General features: G+C 48.7%; 7 protein-coding genes. All 7 read right to left on the bottom strand.

Features of this window, described 5'->3' with window-relative positions; genetic code table 11:
• Window positions 1-25: 25 nt before the first annotated feature.
• Window positions 26-3,232 (bottom strand): SusC/RagA family TonB-linked outer membrane protein, encoded by a 3,207-nt coding sequence (locus KUA49_RS02940; protein ID WP_218411884.1) that lies wholly within the window; start codon window positions 3,230-3,232, stop codon window positions 26-28.
• A gap of 370 nt (window positions 3,233-3,602) precedes the next feature.
• Window positions 3,603-6,560: a two-component regulator propeller domain-containing protein gene (locus KUA49_RS02935; protein ID WP_218411885.1), complete on the bottom strand. Its 2,958-nt coding sequence runs from the start codon at window positions 6,558-6,560 to the stop codon at window positions 3,603-3,605.
• Window positions 6,561-6,682: 122 nt separating this feature from the next.
• Window positions 6,683-8,608, bottom strand: coding sequence for a glycoside hydrolase family 13 protein (locus KUA49_RS02930; protein ID WP_218411886.1), 1,926 nt, complete (start codon window positions 8,606-8,608; stop codon window positions 6,683-6,685).
• A 52-nt stretch (window positions 8,609-8,660) separates the two neighbouring features.
• Window positions 8,661-10,631 (bottom strand): type I pullulanase, encoded by a 1,971-nt coding sequence (pulA, locus tag KUA49_RS02925; RefSeq protein WP_218411887.1) that lies wholly within the window; start codon window positions 10,629-10,631, stop codon window positions 8,661-8,663.
• A 120-nt stretch (window positions 10,632-10,751) separates the two neighbouring features.
• A complete protein-coding gene (locus tag KUA49_RS02920) occupies window positions 10,752-12,887 on the bottom strand; it encodes a glycoside hydrolase family 97 protein (RefSeq protein WP_218411888.1) in 2,136 nt (711 codons plus the stop codon).
• Between the two features lie 187 nt (window positions 12,888-13,074).
• Window positions 13,075-15,750, bottom strand: a complete 2,676-nt coding sequence (locus KUA49_RS02915; protein WP_218411889.1) for a 4-alpha-glucanotransferase — start codon at window positions 15,748-15,750, stop codon at window positions 13,075-13,077.
• A gap of 165 nt (window positions 15,751-15,915) precedes the next feature.
• Window positions 15,916-17,229: an MFS transporter gene (locus KUA49_RS02910; RefSeq protein WP_218411890.1), complete on the bottom strand. Its 1,314-nt coding sequence runs from the start codon at window positions 17,227-17,229 to the stop codon at window positions 15,916-15,918.
• Window positions 17,230-17,270: the final 41 nt, after the last annotated feature.

The raw sequence follows: 17,270 nt of genomic DNA, 5'->3' as shown, positions 1-17,270 counted from the left end.
TTTTTATTCTTGTTAATTCTCATTATTAGAATGTGAAGTGGAGACCTGCCATAAATGTTCTAGCACTTGGGAAAGAGCAGAAGTTGTAACCTGGGGTAAAGGTACCGCCGGCGTAGTCCACATTATATCCATGATAGCCTGTGAAGGTGTAGAGGTTCTGTGCTGATACATAGAGACGTACACCACTGACATATCCACCAAACCACTTGTCTGGGAAGTTGTAGCCCAACTCTACGTTGGCAATCTTCCAGTAAGCTGCATTCTGAATCTTGCGAGAGCTGAAGAGGTCGTTCCATGCCAAGGTAGCGTTGTTGGCTGCATAAGTGCGTGGAACACTAGAGAGATAAGTAGAACCATCCTCTGACCAGCGGTTGGCATCCAGCATGCCTACTTCCTTGTTACCATAGCCGTAGCAAGAATTCAAGCTATTATAGATATCATCTGATACATGATAATTCAAAACTCCGTAGGTTGAGATATTGAGGTCGAAGCCCTTATACTCCATGTGAGTGCTCAAACCAAAGTTTACCTTTGGAAGACCACTGCCCAATACGGTCTGGTCGTAAGCATCGATTACGCCATCAGGTTCTCCGTTAGGACCTGAGATATCCTCATAGAGGCAGTCACCGATATTGGCTCCCTGCTGAACAGCATTGTTGTCCAAGTCCTCCTGGGTACGGGCGATTCCCTTATAAACCCAACCGTAGAACTGACCAATCTCCTGACCTACGTAAGTAGCATATGCACCCGTAATGTATGAATCCTTACCGATACCCAGAGAAGTTACCTTGTTCTTCAAGGTACTTACGTTGGCGCTGATATCATACTTGAAGGCGTGGTCGCGGTTGCGATAGGTTGCACTGAACTCGAAACCACTGTTCTCCATAGAGGCAGCGTTCATGGTTACAGAGGTGTTGGATACACCAGTCTGTGCTGGCACAGGAACAGAGTAAAGCAGGTCTTCTGACTTGTTCTTATACCACTCTGCAGTGAACTCCAAACGGTTGTTGAACATTGCCAGGTCGATACCCACGTTGGTAGTCTTCTTCTTCTCCCAGGCGATATCGTTGTTCACGAAGGTAGAAACGGCAGAACCGGTTACAGGACTGTTGCCGAAGCTGTAAGTCATGTTGTTACGGTTCATGGTAGCCATGTACTGGTACTCACCGATGTTCTCGTTACCGAGTTCACCGTAGCTGGCACGCACCTTGAACATATTAACGATGTCGCGACTGATAGGGAAGAACTTCTCCTTATCGAAGCGCCAACCCAAAGATACAGATGGGAAGGTTGCCCAACGGATGTTCTTGCTCAAACGGGAGCTACCGTCACGACGAACCACTGCAGAAAGCAAATACTTCTCATCATAGTTATAGTTCAAACGACCTACGTAAGAAGCCAGACAATGCTTGTACTCGTATGACTCAGAGTAAGTATTCTTGGCATTCTGAAGCTGGAGGAAGTATGGCTCTGTGAAGTTGATACCCCAACCTGTCAGGAGGTTGGTATTCTCCTCTTCGTATGTCATACCGGCAAGCAGGTTGATATTGTGCTTGCCAATCTTTCCATCGTATGTAATGGTATTCTCAACCAAGGCATCGCTGTAGTTGCGTGAACCCTTGGTAAGGCGCTCGTTCTCCTTGGCAAGATATACACGGTTACTCTGAATCCAGGAAGGAATCCAGGTCTTATCCTTTGCCTCAGTCTTGCTGTAAGAGAGGTTTACATTATAGTGAAGACCATGGTTCTTGCTCTTGATACCTACCATACCCAACAGGTCAACATCAGCAGAAGCTGTACCTACGAAGCGGTCAACCAAGGTGTTGCGCTGCAGGAGGTTATTAACCAGCAATGGGTTAGAAGCTGAGATATCTCCGTGGATGCCGTCATAGTAAACACCATAACCATAGGCATCGTAGCGATAAGCGTTGGCTGCACCCACCTGACTATCGAGAACCCATGTAGAGTTATCATAAGCCTTGATAGTTGGCTGCATCAAGAGTGTACCACGGAGCACGTTGGTTACATCACCATAAAGACCCTGGACATACTCTGAGGCATTGGAAAGACCCATGTTGTCCTGGTTAGAGTGAGAGTAAACCATGCTGGTACGGAACTTCACGAACTTGGTGTCCATGGTATTGTTCACACGGGCTGTGTAACGCTCGTAGTTAGGACCTGCACCTTCCAAGGTACCCTTCTGGTTATAGTAGTCGAGAGATACATTATAAGTACTGTGAGAGCTACCACCGCTGAGAGCTACGTTGTGGTTCTGGCGGATACCGGTCTTGAACACCTCGTCAAACCAATCAGTGTTGGTTGCATCCTGGAAGTGGTACTTGCCATCCTCACCCATCTTGTAGCCACCAGGGATAGGAGTGTTGGAGTTGGTGCAAGCAGTACCAAGATACTGGCTATACTGGTCGGCGTTCATCACGTCATATACATCGCTAGGAATCTGGTCAACACCGAAGTAACCCGAGTAGTTCACCTTCAGAGGCTGGTCTTTCTTACCATTCTTGGTAGTGATGATAACGACACCATTGGCAGCACGGGAACCGTAGATGGCACCCGCAGAAGCATCCTTCAAGATCTGGATGGTCTCGATATCATTAGGAGAGAAGTCACGGATAGTGGTACCCATTGGCACACCGTCGATGACATAGAGAGGAGCCGTGCTACCGAAGGAGCCGATACCACGGATACGTACGCTAGGGTCGGCACCAGGCTGACCGTCGGATGTAATCTGTACACCAGCCACCTTACCTTCGAGCATGGTAGAGATGTTGGAGTTAGATACCTTCTTCATCTCCTCAGCGTTCACGATAGAAACGGAACCGGTAAGGTCGGCCTTCTTCTGCGTACCATAACCTACTACAACCACCTGGTCGAGCAAGTTATCGTTTGTAGAAAGTTGGATAGGCTCGAGGATGGCGCGTCCGCGTACAGCGATTTCACGCTCCTTGAAGCCCAAGTAGCTTACGATAAGAGTTGCGTTTGCCTTGACGCGGATTTGGAAGTTACCGTCCAAATCGGTAACTGCGCCGGTCTTGGCATCCTTTGTCTTGACTGTTGCACCGATCATAGGTTCACCCTGATCATCTACAACTTGTCCCTTTACTGTAATCACCTGATCTTGTGCTACAGCAGCCATCGCTGTCATTGGGGTAGCAAAAGAAGCACCACCAACAGCTCCCAGGCATAGCATCATAGAGAATAATTGTTTCCTCATTGCTTATTATTTTTAGGTTTATGATTTTGTTTATTCTTGCCAGTTTTTAAATCGATTGCTCGATCCAGTTTTTAAATCGATTGCTCGATATCAAACGTTGTTTTGTGGTGGCAAAAGTACAATTAATCACAAAATAGCGGGTGGACAAACGCATTTTATAGGTGGACAAATTGCAAAAAGGGTGGATTTATACTATATTTCTTTAGTTATCCACTTTGTGTGTGCCCGCACATACACTTTCACAACTTGCAACAGAAAAAGAAACAAAAAAATATCTGCTAAGTCTGATTTTGCTATGCAGACTTAGCAGATACACATTTATCCACCCCAGAAAGAGGAAACATTTATTCCCTGAAAGGGATAAGAACCGCTATTCCTTGAAAGAGGAAGGAGATGCCCCATACTGTTTGGTAAAGCAACGGGTGAAGTATTTCGGGTCGTTGAATCCCACACGATAGGCAATCTCGGTGATGTTGCGATTGGCCACATTCTCCATAATCAGTTTCTTGGCAATATCCAGGCGATAGTTACGGATAAACTGCGCCGTAGGCAATCCACACTCCGCATTGAGTTTCTTGCTCAAGATGCTCCGGTTCATTCCCATCGCATCGGCGAGTTCCTGAACGCCAAACTCGGAGTTATCATAGTTCTTCTCCATCACTTCCATGATGGAATCCATAAACGGTTTGGTGTGTTCAGCCACCTCCTTCTTATCCGCCTCGATGGTTTTCTGCTGACTTTCCTGATAGCGCTTCTGGTTTTCTAGAATCATCTGGATACGACTCTGAAGCTTGCCAGGCTCGTCACTATCCTTCAAGGCAGCCTCGATAGGACGGTATAAGGCTTCCACCTCACGTTCACGCATCTTATCCAACTTGCGGATATAGGCATACTGAGCCAAAGCGATGATGCCGATGACTATTATGGTAATGAACCACCAACTCTTCCAGAAGTAAGGCGTCACCTTCACGGCAATGGAGATGACCTGCTCGTTGCTAGAATCGATGGAAGGGATGTATTTCACCTCAAACTCATACTTGCCTGCCGGCAAAGTGGAATAGCGTACACTATGCTGCCCCGGCTGCAGCTGAACCCATTCGTTCTCATATCCCTTCATGCGATAGAGATACACGCCCTGGGTCTCGCTGCCATAGTTGAGTGCAGAGAAGTAGATGGTGAACGACTTATCGCTCTCATGGATGCTGATTCTCTTAGCGATAGAGATATCATCATCCAGATAATCGCTGCCTGCAAAGGTAGGCTGGTTATCTACCAGGAGTTCGGTAAAGCGCAATTTGCCTACCTCATGCACCGTAGGATTAGCTCCCATCACCGCCATCATGCCTCCATCCGTACCCAGGAATATCTCGCCCTTTGCATTGCGGATGGCTCCATTGAAATAGAACTGGGCACTGAGCAGACCATCATTCTTATAGAAACTGGTAAAGGTCTCCGTATCCGGATTGAAAACCGAAAGTCCGTTGTCCGTAGCAATCCACAGCATGCCCTGGTTGTCCTCCACGATACCCTTGACGGTATTGTTGGCCAATCCATTGCTGGTGGTGAATGATTTCACTTCCGCTTTTCCCTCCTTATTATATTGGTAGCAGTATAAGCCATAGCCATTGCTGCCCAGCCAGATCTTACCATCCTTAGCCTGGCAGAAGGAGATAATCTTATCTATCACCCCACTCTCAGGATGATCAAGCTTATAAGGATGATACTGCACGTCAAAGGCATCCTTGCCATGGCGGGATTTCAGGTTCACCTCTACCATACCCTGCACACAACCCAACAGAAGCTTGCCATTTCGGGTAATGAGACTTCCGATGCAGCCACGCACATTGAGGCATCCCTCAAATGGCTCGATAATCTGCTGCCGCTTCATGTCGTAGAAGAAGAGACCGTCGTTGGTGCCAAGCCACATGCCATCATTGATAGGGTCGTAAGCCATGGCACCGGCAAACAGGAGCAGACGCTGAAATCTTCCATCCACCACAAGCGGCGTAATCTTAACCGGCTGCTTGAGGTTCATCACGGCAAAGCCCGCACCCCAGGTTCCTATCCAGAGGTTGCCACGGTTGTCGGCGGCAAGAGTAGAAACGCTGTTATGAGGCAAACCGGAATTGGCAACGGTATAATGGGTAAAGCTCTTGCCACCAGGAGCCAGAGAGTTAAGTCCGCCTTCCACGGTTCCTACCCACAGCGTACCATCGGGTGCCGCATACATGGCATTGACGGCATTGGGAGAAAGACTTCCTGGATTCGCCGCATCATGGCGATAGAATTCGAGCAGCAACTGGCGGGGAGCCAACTTGGTGACACCACCCGTCTCCGTGCCCACCCATATCTGTCCGTTCTTGGCAAAGAGACTGTTCACGAAGTTACTGCTCAACGGATTAACCGCAGAAGAACTATTCCAATGCTCAATCTCGCCAGTTTTGTCATTGATGATTTCCACGCCACAGAGCGTACCCACCAGGAGTTTATCATCCGGAGTGACAGCAAGACTCGTCACCACTTCGTGCTGGAGTGAATGGTCGGTAGCCGAGCAATGATATTGCTGCTTGGCACTATTGAAGAGACCACGGTTGGTGGCAATCCAGATTTTACCATGATAAGAGATGATTGCACCGGCATAGCGTCCATCGAGCGGTGGAAACATAGAGGAGATATCCCTGGCAACCAACTTATTGTTCTTTACCGAGAACTCGCTCACCACACCATTGTTGCACAACACCACCGTTCCCCGGCGATATACATCGCTAAGTCCCAGGTCGGGCGCATTGAAAGGATAGTCAATGGTCAAGACGCTGTTGACCTCGCCCTTTTCATTAAAGCCGAAACGGGTAAGGAGATTGATGGAAACCATCCAGATATTGCCCTTGGCATCGCAATACATTCGGGTGCAAAGATTCTTCAATGCCTTCTTGAGCTGCACCTCCACCTTCTCGCTTTCGCAAGGAGGAACGATGGGTTGCATCGTATTGAGGTCGAGCACCTGCGGACCTTCCTCGAAGGCAATCCAGAGACGACGGAAATGGTCTTCGTATACATTGCGACAACTGTTGCTTCGCAAACTGATGCCATTGGAACCCAATCCGAAGTTCACGAAGTTGAAACCATCGTAACGCACCAGACCACCACCATGGGTACTGATCCACACAAAGCCGTAAGAATCCAGAAAGATATCATCGGCAAAATTATTAGGCATTCCTGCTGCCATGTTGAGGTAGCTTACATTAAAGCGACTAGGCAGACCACCTTGCGCAAAACTGCTCAAAGTTATGAAAAATGCTACTATGATGGTAAAAATGTATCTAATCATTTGTCTATATAGGTTATGCGTGCAAAAGTACAAAGAATAATTGAAACGAAAGAATGTTTAGGAGAAAAAAAAATACCTATCGGTGTAAATTTACACCAATAGGTATGAAATGATTGAATATTTTAGAATTCGAGTATCATCGCCTGACGTGGACGGAGTTTGATGTTCTTGTTGACCAAAACGGTACGTCCGGTGGTTACGTCGACGGCCTTCTCTGCATTTCCAATGATTTCCGCATAGCGGGAAACATTCAGTTCGTTGGCTTCCTTCTTGCCGTTGATGATGGTCATCACGCTCTTTCCCTTGTACTGGCGGGCAATGACATACACACCCTTCTGCGGACAGAACTGGGTCTGCTTGCCTTTGGTGATGACCTCGTTGCCCTGGCGCCAATGCAATAATCGGCTGAGCCAGTCGAACATCTGGTTTTCAGCCTGTGTTCTTCCTTCGGCAGTAAAGGCATTGTGCTTGTCACCTGCCCAACCGCCAGGGAAGTCCTTGCGCACGTTGCCATCGGTTACACTCTTGGTACCATTCATCAGCACCTCGGTTCCGTAATAGAGCTGTGGGGTACGGTTGACGGTGAGGAGAAGGGCCAGCGCCTGCTTCAATGCCAGGGTATCCTTGCCTTCACCCAGGAAGCGGTCGGTATCGTGATTTTCAACGAATGCCATTACGCTCTTTGGGTTCGGATAGAGATAGTCGTAGCAGAACACGTTGTAGATGCGGTTCATGCCGTTCCACCAGTCATCAGTCTCCTCGTTCTTCGCACTGTTGATGCGGTCGAAGAAGGCGAAATCCATCACGGTAGGCAGATAGCTGTTCTTTTCTGAGAGCTTGCTGTCTTTCTGCCATGCGGCGGTATAGGCAGGCTCGGTTACCCAAGTCTCGCCCACAGTATTGAAGTGAGGATATTCCTCGCCCAGCACTTTCATCCAGTGTGCCATCGCATCACGGTCGGCGTATGGATAGGTATCCATGCGGATGCCATCGATGCCAACGGTCTCTATCCACCACTCACTGTTCTGAATCAGATACTTGATGACGTGCGGATTGCGCTGGTTCAAATCTGGCATACTTGGCACAAACCAGCCATCTACGGTTTCCTTGAAATCTACCTTGCTGGCGTATGGATCGAGCACAGGAGTCAACTTATAACTTGTTTGCAGATACTTGTCGTTTACCTTGGCTGCACCATCCACGGTACCTATCTTCTTCTGATGCTCCGGTGTCTGATTTTCCGGAGCAAGCCATTCTGGAGCATTGAACCAATCCTTTGATGGCATATCGGCTACCCAAGGATGATCGAAACCGCAATGGTTGAAAATCATATCCATCACCACCTTCAATCCCTTCTTGTGAGCCTCAGCAATAAGCTGCTTGTACTCCTCGTTGGTTCCGAAGCGTGGATCTACACGATAGTAGTTGGTGGTAGCATAACCATGATAGGTACTGTTCTTGCCATCATTAGGACTGTCGTTCTCCAAAACCGGAGTAAACCACAGGGCGGTTACGCCCAACTGGTTGAAATAATCCAGATGCTGGCGGATTCCCTCCAGGTCGCCACCATGACGAAGACTAGGTGCCGTGCGGTCGCAGGTCTTGTCACGCATATTCTTAAAGGCATCGTTCTTCAGATTGCCATTGGCAAAACGGTCGGGCATCAGCATGTAGAGCACATCCTCGTTAGAGAAACCGATACGCTTGTCGCCCGCCATCTCGCGGTTTTTCAACACATACTTCACCTTCTTCGACTGCTTGCCCTGCTTGAAGTTGAGTATCATCTCTCCAGCCTTGGCACCATCGAGATTGAGATACACCAGGAGATAGTTAGGAGAATCGAGGCGGGCGATGCTATCCACCTTCACACCCGGATAATCCACCGTAACATCAGCATTCTTGATATCCTTGCCATACACCATCAGCTGGAGCGAAGCATCCTTCATACCCACATACCAGTCGGTAGGTTCAATGCGGCTTACGTTGACTGCCGCATTCATACTTATTGCGCTACCCATAAGCACTAATGAAGCTATTATCTTTTTCATAATTACACCTTATTATATATATAGACTATTCTGATACCTTATTATATATAGACTATTTCTGATAAAGAATCAAGGCAGACTGAGGGGCAACCTCTACTTCCTTTCCGGAGATGAAGCCCAAACCTTCCTCGTTGATAACACCATTGCAGCAAGCCACGGTGTAATTGCCCTCAGGAATCTGCATCTTCTTTGCCTGCTTGTTGAAATTATAGATAACAATGATCTGCTTCCAGGCATCGATGCCCTCCAGGTTCTTGAGCTGGAAACCTACGAGGCAAGTCTGCTGGTTGCCCTTGGCATCCTGACTAGGCAGGAACTCCAGATGCTGACGTACCTTATCGCCTGTAGAAAGACGGAAGGCTGGATGGTTCTTGCGAAGCTGAATCAGATTCTTATAGAAGGTGAACGCCTGTGGATACTTCTGCAGATTGGTCCAAGTAAACTGGTTGATGCTGTCAGGAGAGTTGTAGCTGTTGTGAACACCCTTCTTGTCGCGAAGCATCTCTTCACCGGCAAGGATGAAAGGCACACCCTGCGAAGTGAACACACAGGTCTGGGCAAGCTGGTCGATGCGGAGCAACTCGGCAGTACGCATCTCTTCAGGAATATTCTTATCTGTCAGGGATGGGATGCTTGCCTTCAATCTATCTACCAGACACATATCATCGTGGCAGCTTACATAGCTGATCTGCTCGGTTGGGTTGTTGGTCCAAGGCTTCTTGTCATAATTCACCTTGTTCATATCCACCTGCGGATGAGCGATGCCACCCACGATACCGAACTTCAGACTCTCCTCCTCGCCAGAAAGACCAGCCAGGAGCGCACCCTTATGGTCATCAGAGAAAGGACCACGGAGGGCATCACGCATATCATCGCTGAAGGCACCGATACCATTCAACTGATGGGTATTCGCCTTCATGGCGAGTTTCTCCGTAGGATAAGCACAGCTGCCTGCACTCCATCCCTCACCATAGATATAAATGCTAGGATCGATGCGGTTCACCATCTCACGGATAGCCTGCATGGTCTCTATATCGTGAACACCCATCAGGTCAAAGCGGAAGCCGTCAATATGGAATTCATCAATCCAGTACTTCACGCTCTCCAGCATAAACTGGCGCATCAAAGGCCTTTCTGATGCGGTCTCGTTGCCGCAGCCGGAACCATCACTATACTTTCCATCTTTATTCTTGCGATAATAATAATCAGGATAAGTACGCTGGAAGTTGCTGCCATTGATATCGAAGGTATGATTATACACAGCATCGAAAATCACTCGGATACCAGCCTTGTGAAGCGCCATCACCATCTCCTTGAACTCCTTGATGCGGGTTCCCGGAGTATAAGGGTCGGTGCTGTAACTGCCTTCCGGCACATTATAGTTCTTCGGATCGTAGCCCCAGTTGAACTGAGGCTTGTTGAGCTGGGTTTCATCTACGGATGCATAATCGAATACCGGCTGAAAATGGATGGCATTGATGCCGAGATTCTTGAGATATTCGATAGCCTTAGGTTCGGTAAGGGCGAGATACTTGCCCTGATACTTCAAGCCCGATGTAGGAGAAACGGAGAAATCACGTACGTGGAGCTCGTAGATAACGAGGTCGGCTGGCGACTGGATGGCTGGGCGCACATCCTTGTCCCATCCCACAGGGTCGGTATCATACAAATCAACGATAGCACCACGGTTTCCGTTGACACCTACCGCCTTAGCAAATGTACCTGGAGTTTCACCCTTACCGATATCGAAGGTATAGAACTTACCCTTCAGGTCGCCCTTCACGGTAGCCCCCCATCGTTCATCGCCCATCTTCTTCATCTTCAGCGTCTTGTAAGCCTTACCTTTTTGTCCATCCTTATAAAGACGGATAGTAACAGAAGACTTGCCTGCTGTTGGGGCATTGAGAACGAACATGGTTTTCTCCTTGGAATACATCATCTCATTGAATGTCTGCTGCGCACTCAATGAAGTTGGTAAAATCGATGCTGTCAATGCTGCAATTATTAGTTTTTGGATTTTCATTATCTATTATTGTTAATTGAATCTATATTCAAATGGATAGTTGCCAAATAGAACAGAAAAGGAGTTTAGGGAAGAAATATGCATCTTCCCTAAACTTCTACTTCTCTATGTTCCTAATCATTATTTAGCAAGCAATGAGATGGCGAAACCACCACCACGTGCTTCTTTAATCTTCAATACATCACCCTTCTTCACAGTCTTGCGGATGATCTGGTAAGATTTAGGATTCTTCTCGTAATCGGCATTCTTGCCGTCCTGATAGATGGCGCAAGCATACTTCTTTCCCTTATCGAGGAAGTCGAGCTTTACTACAGATGTGCGGGCTGCATCGGTCTTGCCACCAACAAACCAGTTGTCTGTGCCCTTTGCCTTGCGGGCTACGGTGATATACTTAGCTGGCTCTGCCTCCAGATACTTGGAGTCGTCCCAGTCGCAAGCTACGTCGCGGATAAACTGGAAGGCATCGTCATACTTCTCATAATGCTCAGGAAGATCGGCTGCCATCTGCAAAGGACTGTACATGACGAGATAGAGAGAAAGCTGACCACAGAGTGTGGTATGAACATAGCTTGGGTTGTTGCTCCACTCAGAAAGCTTGGTCTCGAAGATACCAGGGGTATAATCCATCGGACCACCCTGCAGACGGGTAAATGGCAACATCACGGTGTGATAAGGCTTGCTGCCGCCAAATGCCTCGTACTCTGTACCACGGGCACTCTCGTTACCCACCAGGTTAGGCCAGGTGCGGCAGATACCAGTAGGACGGGTTGCCTCGTGGGCATTCACCATGATATGATGCTTGGCTGCAGTTTCAACCACACGCTGGTAGTGATTGTTCATCAACTGGCTGTAGTGATACTCACCTCTTGGGATGATATCGCCCACATAACCGGTCTTCACGGCATCATAGCCATATTTATTCATCAGGTTGAAGGCATCCTCCATGTGGCGCTCGTAGTTGAGAGCAGCAGAAGATGTCTCGTGATGCATCATCAGCTTCACACCCTTGGAATGAGCATAGTCGTTGAGCATCTTGATATCGAAGTCAGGATATGGAGTCACGAAATCGAAGACATCGAGCTTCTGATGACCGAACCAGTCTTCCCAACCTTCGTTCCAGCCTTCTACAAGCACCTCCTGCAAACCGTTCTTGGCTGCAAAGTCGATGTAGCGCTTTACCTCCTCGTTGGTTGCACCATGGGTGCCATTAGGCTTGCACTTGCTGTAATCGGTTACACCGAGGCGAACTGATGGCAGGTCGTTGGTATAGCTCCAGGTCTTGGTGCCAACGATCATGTTCCACCATACACCGCAGTACTTGGTAGGATGAATCCATGAAGTATCCTTAATCTTGCAAGGCTCGTTGAGATTCAATGTCAACTTGCATGAAAGCATATCACGGGCATCATCGCTCACCATCACGGTACGCCAAGGAGTATTGAACGGAGTCTGGATGAATCCCTTTCTGCCCACGGCATCAGGAGTCAACCAAGACTCAAAGGTCAATGTCTTCTCATCCAGGTTGAGGTGCATGGTTGGATAATCCAGACAGGCAGCCTCGTGAATATTGATATAGAGACCATCCTTGGTCTTCATCTGGAGCGATGTCTGAACACCGGTATCCGAGAAGACGGTGGTAGATGAATTACTCTTGTAAGATTCGCGGTTCTTGGCGATGACTGGACGGATGCCGGTCAATGGAGTAATGTTGTAGTCATACTCCTGGGTGTCGTAATCGCCCGGAATCCAGTAGGCAGTATGATCGCCTGCCATGGCAAACTGGGTATGCTCCTCCTGAATCACAAAGTAGTTCAGACTTTCCTGCTGAGGGAACTCATAGCGCAAGCCCATACCATAATCATATACACGGAAACGGATGGTGATGTTACGCTTGGAGGAAGCCTGGTTCAGGTTTACCTCCATCTCGTTGTAATGGTTGCGGATGGTAGCAGTCTCGCCCCATACTGGCTTCCAGGTTTCATCGAAGGTCGATGTCTTGCTGCCGGTTTCTGTGAAACCATCCATCAGGCTGGTTTCCTCCATACCCTTAGAGGCGTGCTTATCCTTCGCCAGCTCCAGTCCGAGATGCGATGGCTTACATACAGTCTTTCCCTTATAGCTCATCTCGTAGGTAGGCTGTCCCTTTTCGGATAAAGAGAAAGTTACCGAGACGTTGCCGTTAGGCGACTTAACGGTCTGGGCTGCTGCCAACATCGGGAGCAAGAGGCCCATCACTAATACATTCAGTTTCTTCATACTGTTCAGTTATTGCTTATTCTTGTTTTTTTGAATCCTTGTTAGTTAACCTTAATCATAATCTGTTTATTCTTAAGACAGTGCAAAGATACAAAAAACAAAAATACCCTCCGCTAAATGGGAGGGTATTTTTCCGTATATCAAGGTGCAAACGTTTGCACGATTTTGCATTTGCTATTGCAACATTTTAGTTGCGGCCACCCTGAGCTATCAGTTCGGAGATGTTCTCCATGAACTCCTTGCTGGCAGCCAACTCTTCCAGACTCAGGTGCATGCGATAGCGCCAGTAGTGCTTTGGATTGGCTGGGATGTTGATGCGCTCGGCATCGGCATCTGGCAAACGGAGCTTTTCATCGATGGCAAGCCAATCCTGTACGCTCAATACGCAGAGCATGGATGGAGAGGTAAGATGGCGGGAGATGATGTCTCTTGCCAACCAACCTGGGAGCGGATGAGGAGCTGGTCCTTCACGATAGAGCATCGTATTGTAATACTCCTGGGTACGGGAGATGTTCTCGTCCCACCACATACGCAAGGTAGGCATATCATGACTGGAGATGGTGCAGACAGAGCGGTATGGGTTACGGCTCAGATGACCAAACTTAACCGATGGATCCTTTGGCATGCTCTGGAGTTCCAGACTCAATATCTTCAATTCGTTCATCACCCATGGCACACAATCAGGTACCATACCCAGGTCTTCGGCACAAACCAGCATGCGGGTAGCCTGAACCAGCTTAGGCAACTTCTTCATCGCCTCGCCATACCAGAACTGGTTGTTTCGGCGATAGAAGTAGTCGTTATAAAGACGATTGAATGCTGCCTTGTCAACATCATAGAGCGACTCGTAGACAAAGTCGAGCTGTGCCGAGATACGTGGATGGAAGAGTCCTGGGTTCTTGCGGTCGCGAACGAAGAGCACGTCGCTGATCAGGGCATACAAGCCATCACGCAACCAGATTTCCTTCTCTTCTGTCACATCAGCAAAGAGAGCCTCCACCTTGCGCTGGGTATCTACCTCAGTCTTCATCTGATAGCGTTCCTCATCCAGGCGGTCGAGATACTTCTCCTTCACTTCGTCGGCACGCTCATGGAACATACGGTCCAATATCCAGTCGGTAATGAACGGACGGAGGAATCTGTCCTCCTGGAAGTTCAAGCCGTAGCTCTGAATCTCCTCACGGGTCATGCCGAGGGCTGGGGCAAACTGTCCGAGCAAACCATGCACGCTATCCACAGGGATTTCCCAGATGCGGAAGAAGCCGAGCACATGGTCGATGCGATAGGCATCAAAGAACTTCGACATATTCTGGAAGCGGCGGGTCCACCACTGGCAACCGTCCTTCAACATCTCATCCCAGTTGTAAGTAGGGAATCCCCAATTCTGACCATTCACAGAGAAATCATCAGGTGGAGCACCCGCCTGACCGTTCAGATTGAAGTACTTAGGCTCCATCCAGACATCGCAGCTGTGGCGATGTACGCCAATAGGAATATCACCCTTCAGGATAACGCCCTTCGCCTTGGCATGTTCGTGCGCCTCCTGCATCTGCTTGTTCAGGATGAACTGCACGAAGTAGAAGAACTCCACATTCTTGTATGCCTCGGCTTCTGGGTTGGTCAAATCCTTGCGCTCAGCCTCATCCCAGATGTTATGGTCTGGCCACTGAGTGAAGTCGGCAGTGCCATTCTTGTCGCGCAGGTAAGAATACTGTGCGTAAGGCACGAGCCACTGTTGTGTATCCTGAATGAAAGCCTTGAAATCGGCTCCCGACATCATCTTTTTACCTTCCTGTGCAAATATCTGTTGCAGATAATTCTGCTTGTAATCATTCACCTTCTCATAATCAATCTGATGCAAGGCATTGAGTTCCTTGCGGGTCTTCTCTGCCTCCTCGCGAGCCTTCTTGTCCTTCAACGCTGGCAACGCATTCAGATCGGCATACATCGGATGGATGGCAAAGACGCTGATGCAGCTATATGGATAACTGTCCGTCCAGGTATGGGTGATGGTAGTATCATTGATTGGCAGAAGCTGAAGAACTTTCTGACCGGTAGAAGCCACGAGGTCTATCATGGTCTTCAGGTCGCCGAAGTCGCCCACGCCGGCACTCTTCTCGCTGCGCAAGGAGAATACTGGCACCTGCGTTCCGGCAAGCTTGCGGTTGTAGAGGGCAAAGAAAGCCTGGTCCAGATCATAAGCGATGGCATCACCAGCCTTCATCTCCGGCAGGTCGATGGTGCGGTTCATGCCTGTTTCCCAGAAAAGCAGGTCCTTCTTCTCGTTGTAAGCCACAAACTTGAACTCCATGTGAGCGGTCTGCAGATGAACAGCATCCACATCTGCCACCCATTCGTTATAGGTGTGCTGTGTCATCTTCAGCATTTTTTCTGCATTCCATGCACCCAGCACATTGTCGGCACCCACCACTCCGAGTCTTTCTCCATCACGAAGCTGAGGGGCACGCACGATGAGGCGTACGGTCTTGGCACAGTTCTGCATCGCCAGTTCTTCTGGAGCCTGGTGATTGATGCAATCGGTAAAGGCACTGCTGTAAAGATAAGCATCCTCAGGTATCACCTTCCAACTGTCATAGAGGGTGAACTCATCCGCCTTGGTGGCGTTCAGTTCCAGGCAATGCTTCACGAGAAGCCACTCGGTCTTGAGCACCCTGCCATCGCGCTCTACACTATAATAATAGGTGTAAGCCTTTGCTGGCTGTTCTACACACCAGTCAAACGACCATCTCTCGCCATTGAGAGTGGTCATCGGGAACCTAAGTTCCTCATCCTCCTTCTGAATGTTCAAGACGAGCTGCTCGCCGAACAAGGTTCTGTATTCTATGTTAAAATGAATTGTCATAAGACTCCATTTAGAGGTTAGTTATTTATTATTTTTATTTCCGGTGCGAAATTAGCAAAAATATCCGTAACAAGTACGGTTCTTTTGCACAAATCGAGGAAAAACAAATGCAAACGTTTGCATTTGTTTTCCTTGACTGGCATTATTCATGGTTCTTGATAAGCCTTATTTCTTTTCCTTGATGATGCTGACAGATAAAGCACCGGCGATGAGCAATACACCAGCCACTATCATCATGTCGCTCTGATGAGAACCAATCAAGCTCAGGATGGTGCCGCCACAGATGGCTGCCACAATCTGAGGAATACAGATGGTTCCGTTAAACAGGCCCAGATAAGCGCCCATGTGACCATAGCCCTGCAAGGCGTTGGTAACAAAGGTGAATGGCATTGCCAGCATGGCTGCCCAACCCGCACCAATCATCAGGAATGGGATAAACTGCAAGTATTGGTCGTGCAGGAATGGAATAAGAGCGAAGCCCACACCACCAATCAGCAAGCTCACGCTATAAGCCATTTTGGTGTTTTTGAACTGAGGAAGCACCACAGCCCAAAGCACGCTGCCCACAGCCTGTACGGCAAAGAGGATGCCCACCCAGTTGCCTGCCTCCTGGAATTCAGCCGACTTAGGGTCGGTGGTATTCCAAACGGTTTCGGCGATGGCACCGGTAGAATAGTTCCAGAGATAGAGGAAGCCAGCCCAGCAGAAGAACTGTACCAGTCCCACCTTCCAGAAGGTAGATGGCGCATTCTTCAAGAGCGTAATCCAATCGGCCTTACCCTCTTCTTCCTTTTCCACATCGCCAGCTACACCATTATACTCCGCATACTGCTGCGGATTCCACTCCTTTACCTTCATCGTGGTGTAGATAACACAGAGAATCAGGATGGCAGCACCCACATAGAACGACCAGATAACGGAATCAGGCACAACGCCTTGTTCTGCCACATTCTTGATACCCAGGAAGGTAAAGAGGAACGGGAAGATGTATCCAGCCACAGAGCCGGCATTGCAGAGGAAACTCTGGATAGAGTAAGCCTTCGCCTTCTGCTTCTCGTTCACCATATCGCCCACCAGCATCTTGAAAGGCTGCATCGCCATGTTGATGCTCGTATCCAGAAACATCAGGGCAATCAAGCCGAAGAGCATGGCTCCGCTCACGGTAAGGCCCAGCGAACCGGCATTCGGCAGCAGGCACATCACGAGGACAGCAATCGTGGCACCCACGAAGAGATAAGGGATGCGGCGACCGAATCGGCACCAGGTCTTATCACTCAGCGTACCTACGATAGGCTGTACCAGGATTCCCATCAATGGAGGGAGAATCCAGAAATAACTCAAGTTGTGTGGGTCAGCACCCAACGTTGCAAAGATTCGGGAGATGTTGGCGCTCTGAAGGGCGTAGGCAATCTGTACCCCGAAGAAACCGAAGCTCAGGTTCCAGAGCTTCCAGAAACTCAAATCAGGTTTTTGTGTCATATTGTTGTTATTTTAAATTTCAATGTTCGGTGTTCAAAGTT

This window comes from Segatella copri, from assembly GCF_019249655.2.
GTDB lineage: Bacteria > Bacteroidota > Bacteroidia > Bacteroidales > Bacteroidaceae > Prevotella.
The sequence above is the reverse complement of the archived record's forward strand: the minus strand, read 5'-3'. Positions and strand labels throughout refer to the sequence as shown.

Coding starts and splice junctions, on each gene's coding strand:
- KUA49_RS02940 (WP_218411884.1), bottom strand. CDS start 3,232: ATGAGGAAACAATTATTCTCTATGATGCTATGCCTGGGAGCTGTTGGT.
- KUA49_RS02935 (WP_218411885.1), bottom strand. CDS start 6,560: ATGATTAGATACATTTTTACCATCATAGTAGCATTTTTCATAACTTTG.
- KUA49_RS02930 (WP_218411886.1), bottom strand. CDS start 8,608: ATGAAAAAGATAATAGCTTCATTAGTGCTTATGGGTAGCGCAATAAGT.
- pulA (WP_218411887.1), bottom strand. CDS start 10,631: ATGAAAATCCAAAAACTAATAATTGCAGCATTGACAGCATCGATTTTA.
- KUA49_RS02920 (WP_218411888.1), bottom strand. CDS start 12,887: ATGAAGAAACTGAATGTATTAGTGATGGGCCTCTTGCTCCCGATGTTG.
- KUA49_RS02915 (WP_218411889.1), bottom strand. CDS start 15,750: ATGACAATTCATTTTAACATAGAATACAGAACCTTGTTCGGCGAGCAG.
- KUA49_RS02910 (WP_218411890.1), bottom strand. CDS start 17,229: ATGACACAAAAACCTGATTTGAGTTTCTGGAAGCTCTGGAACCTGAGC.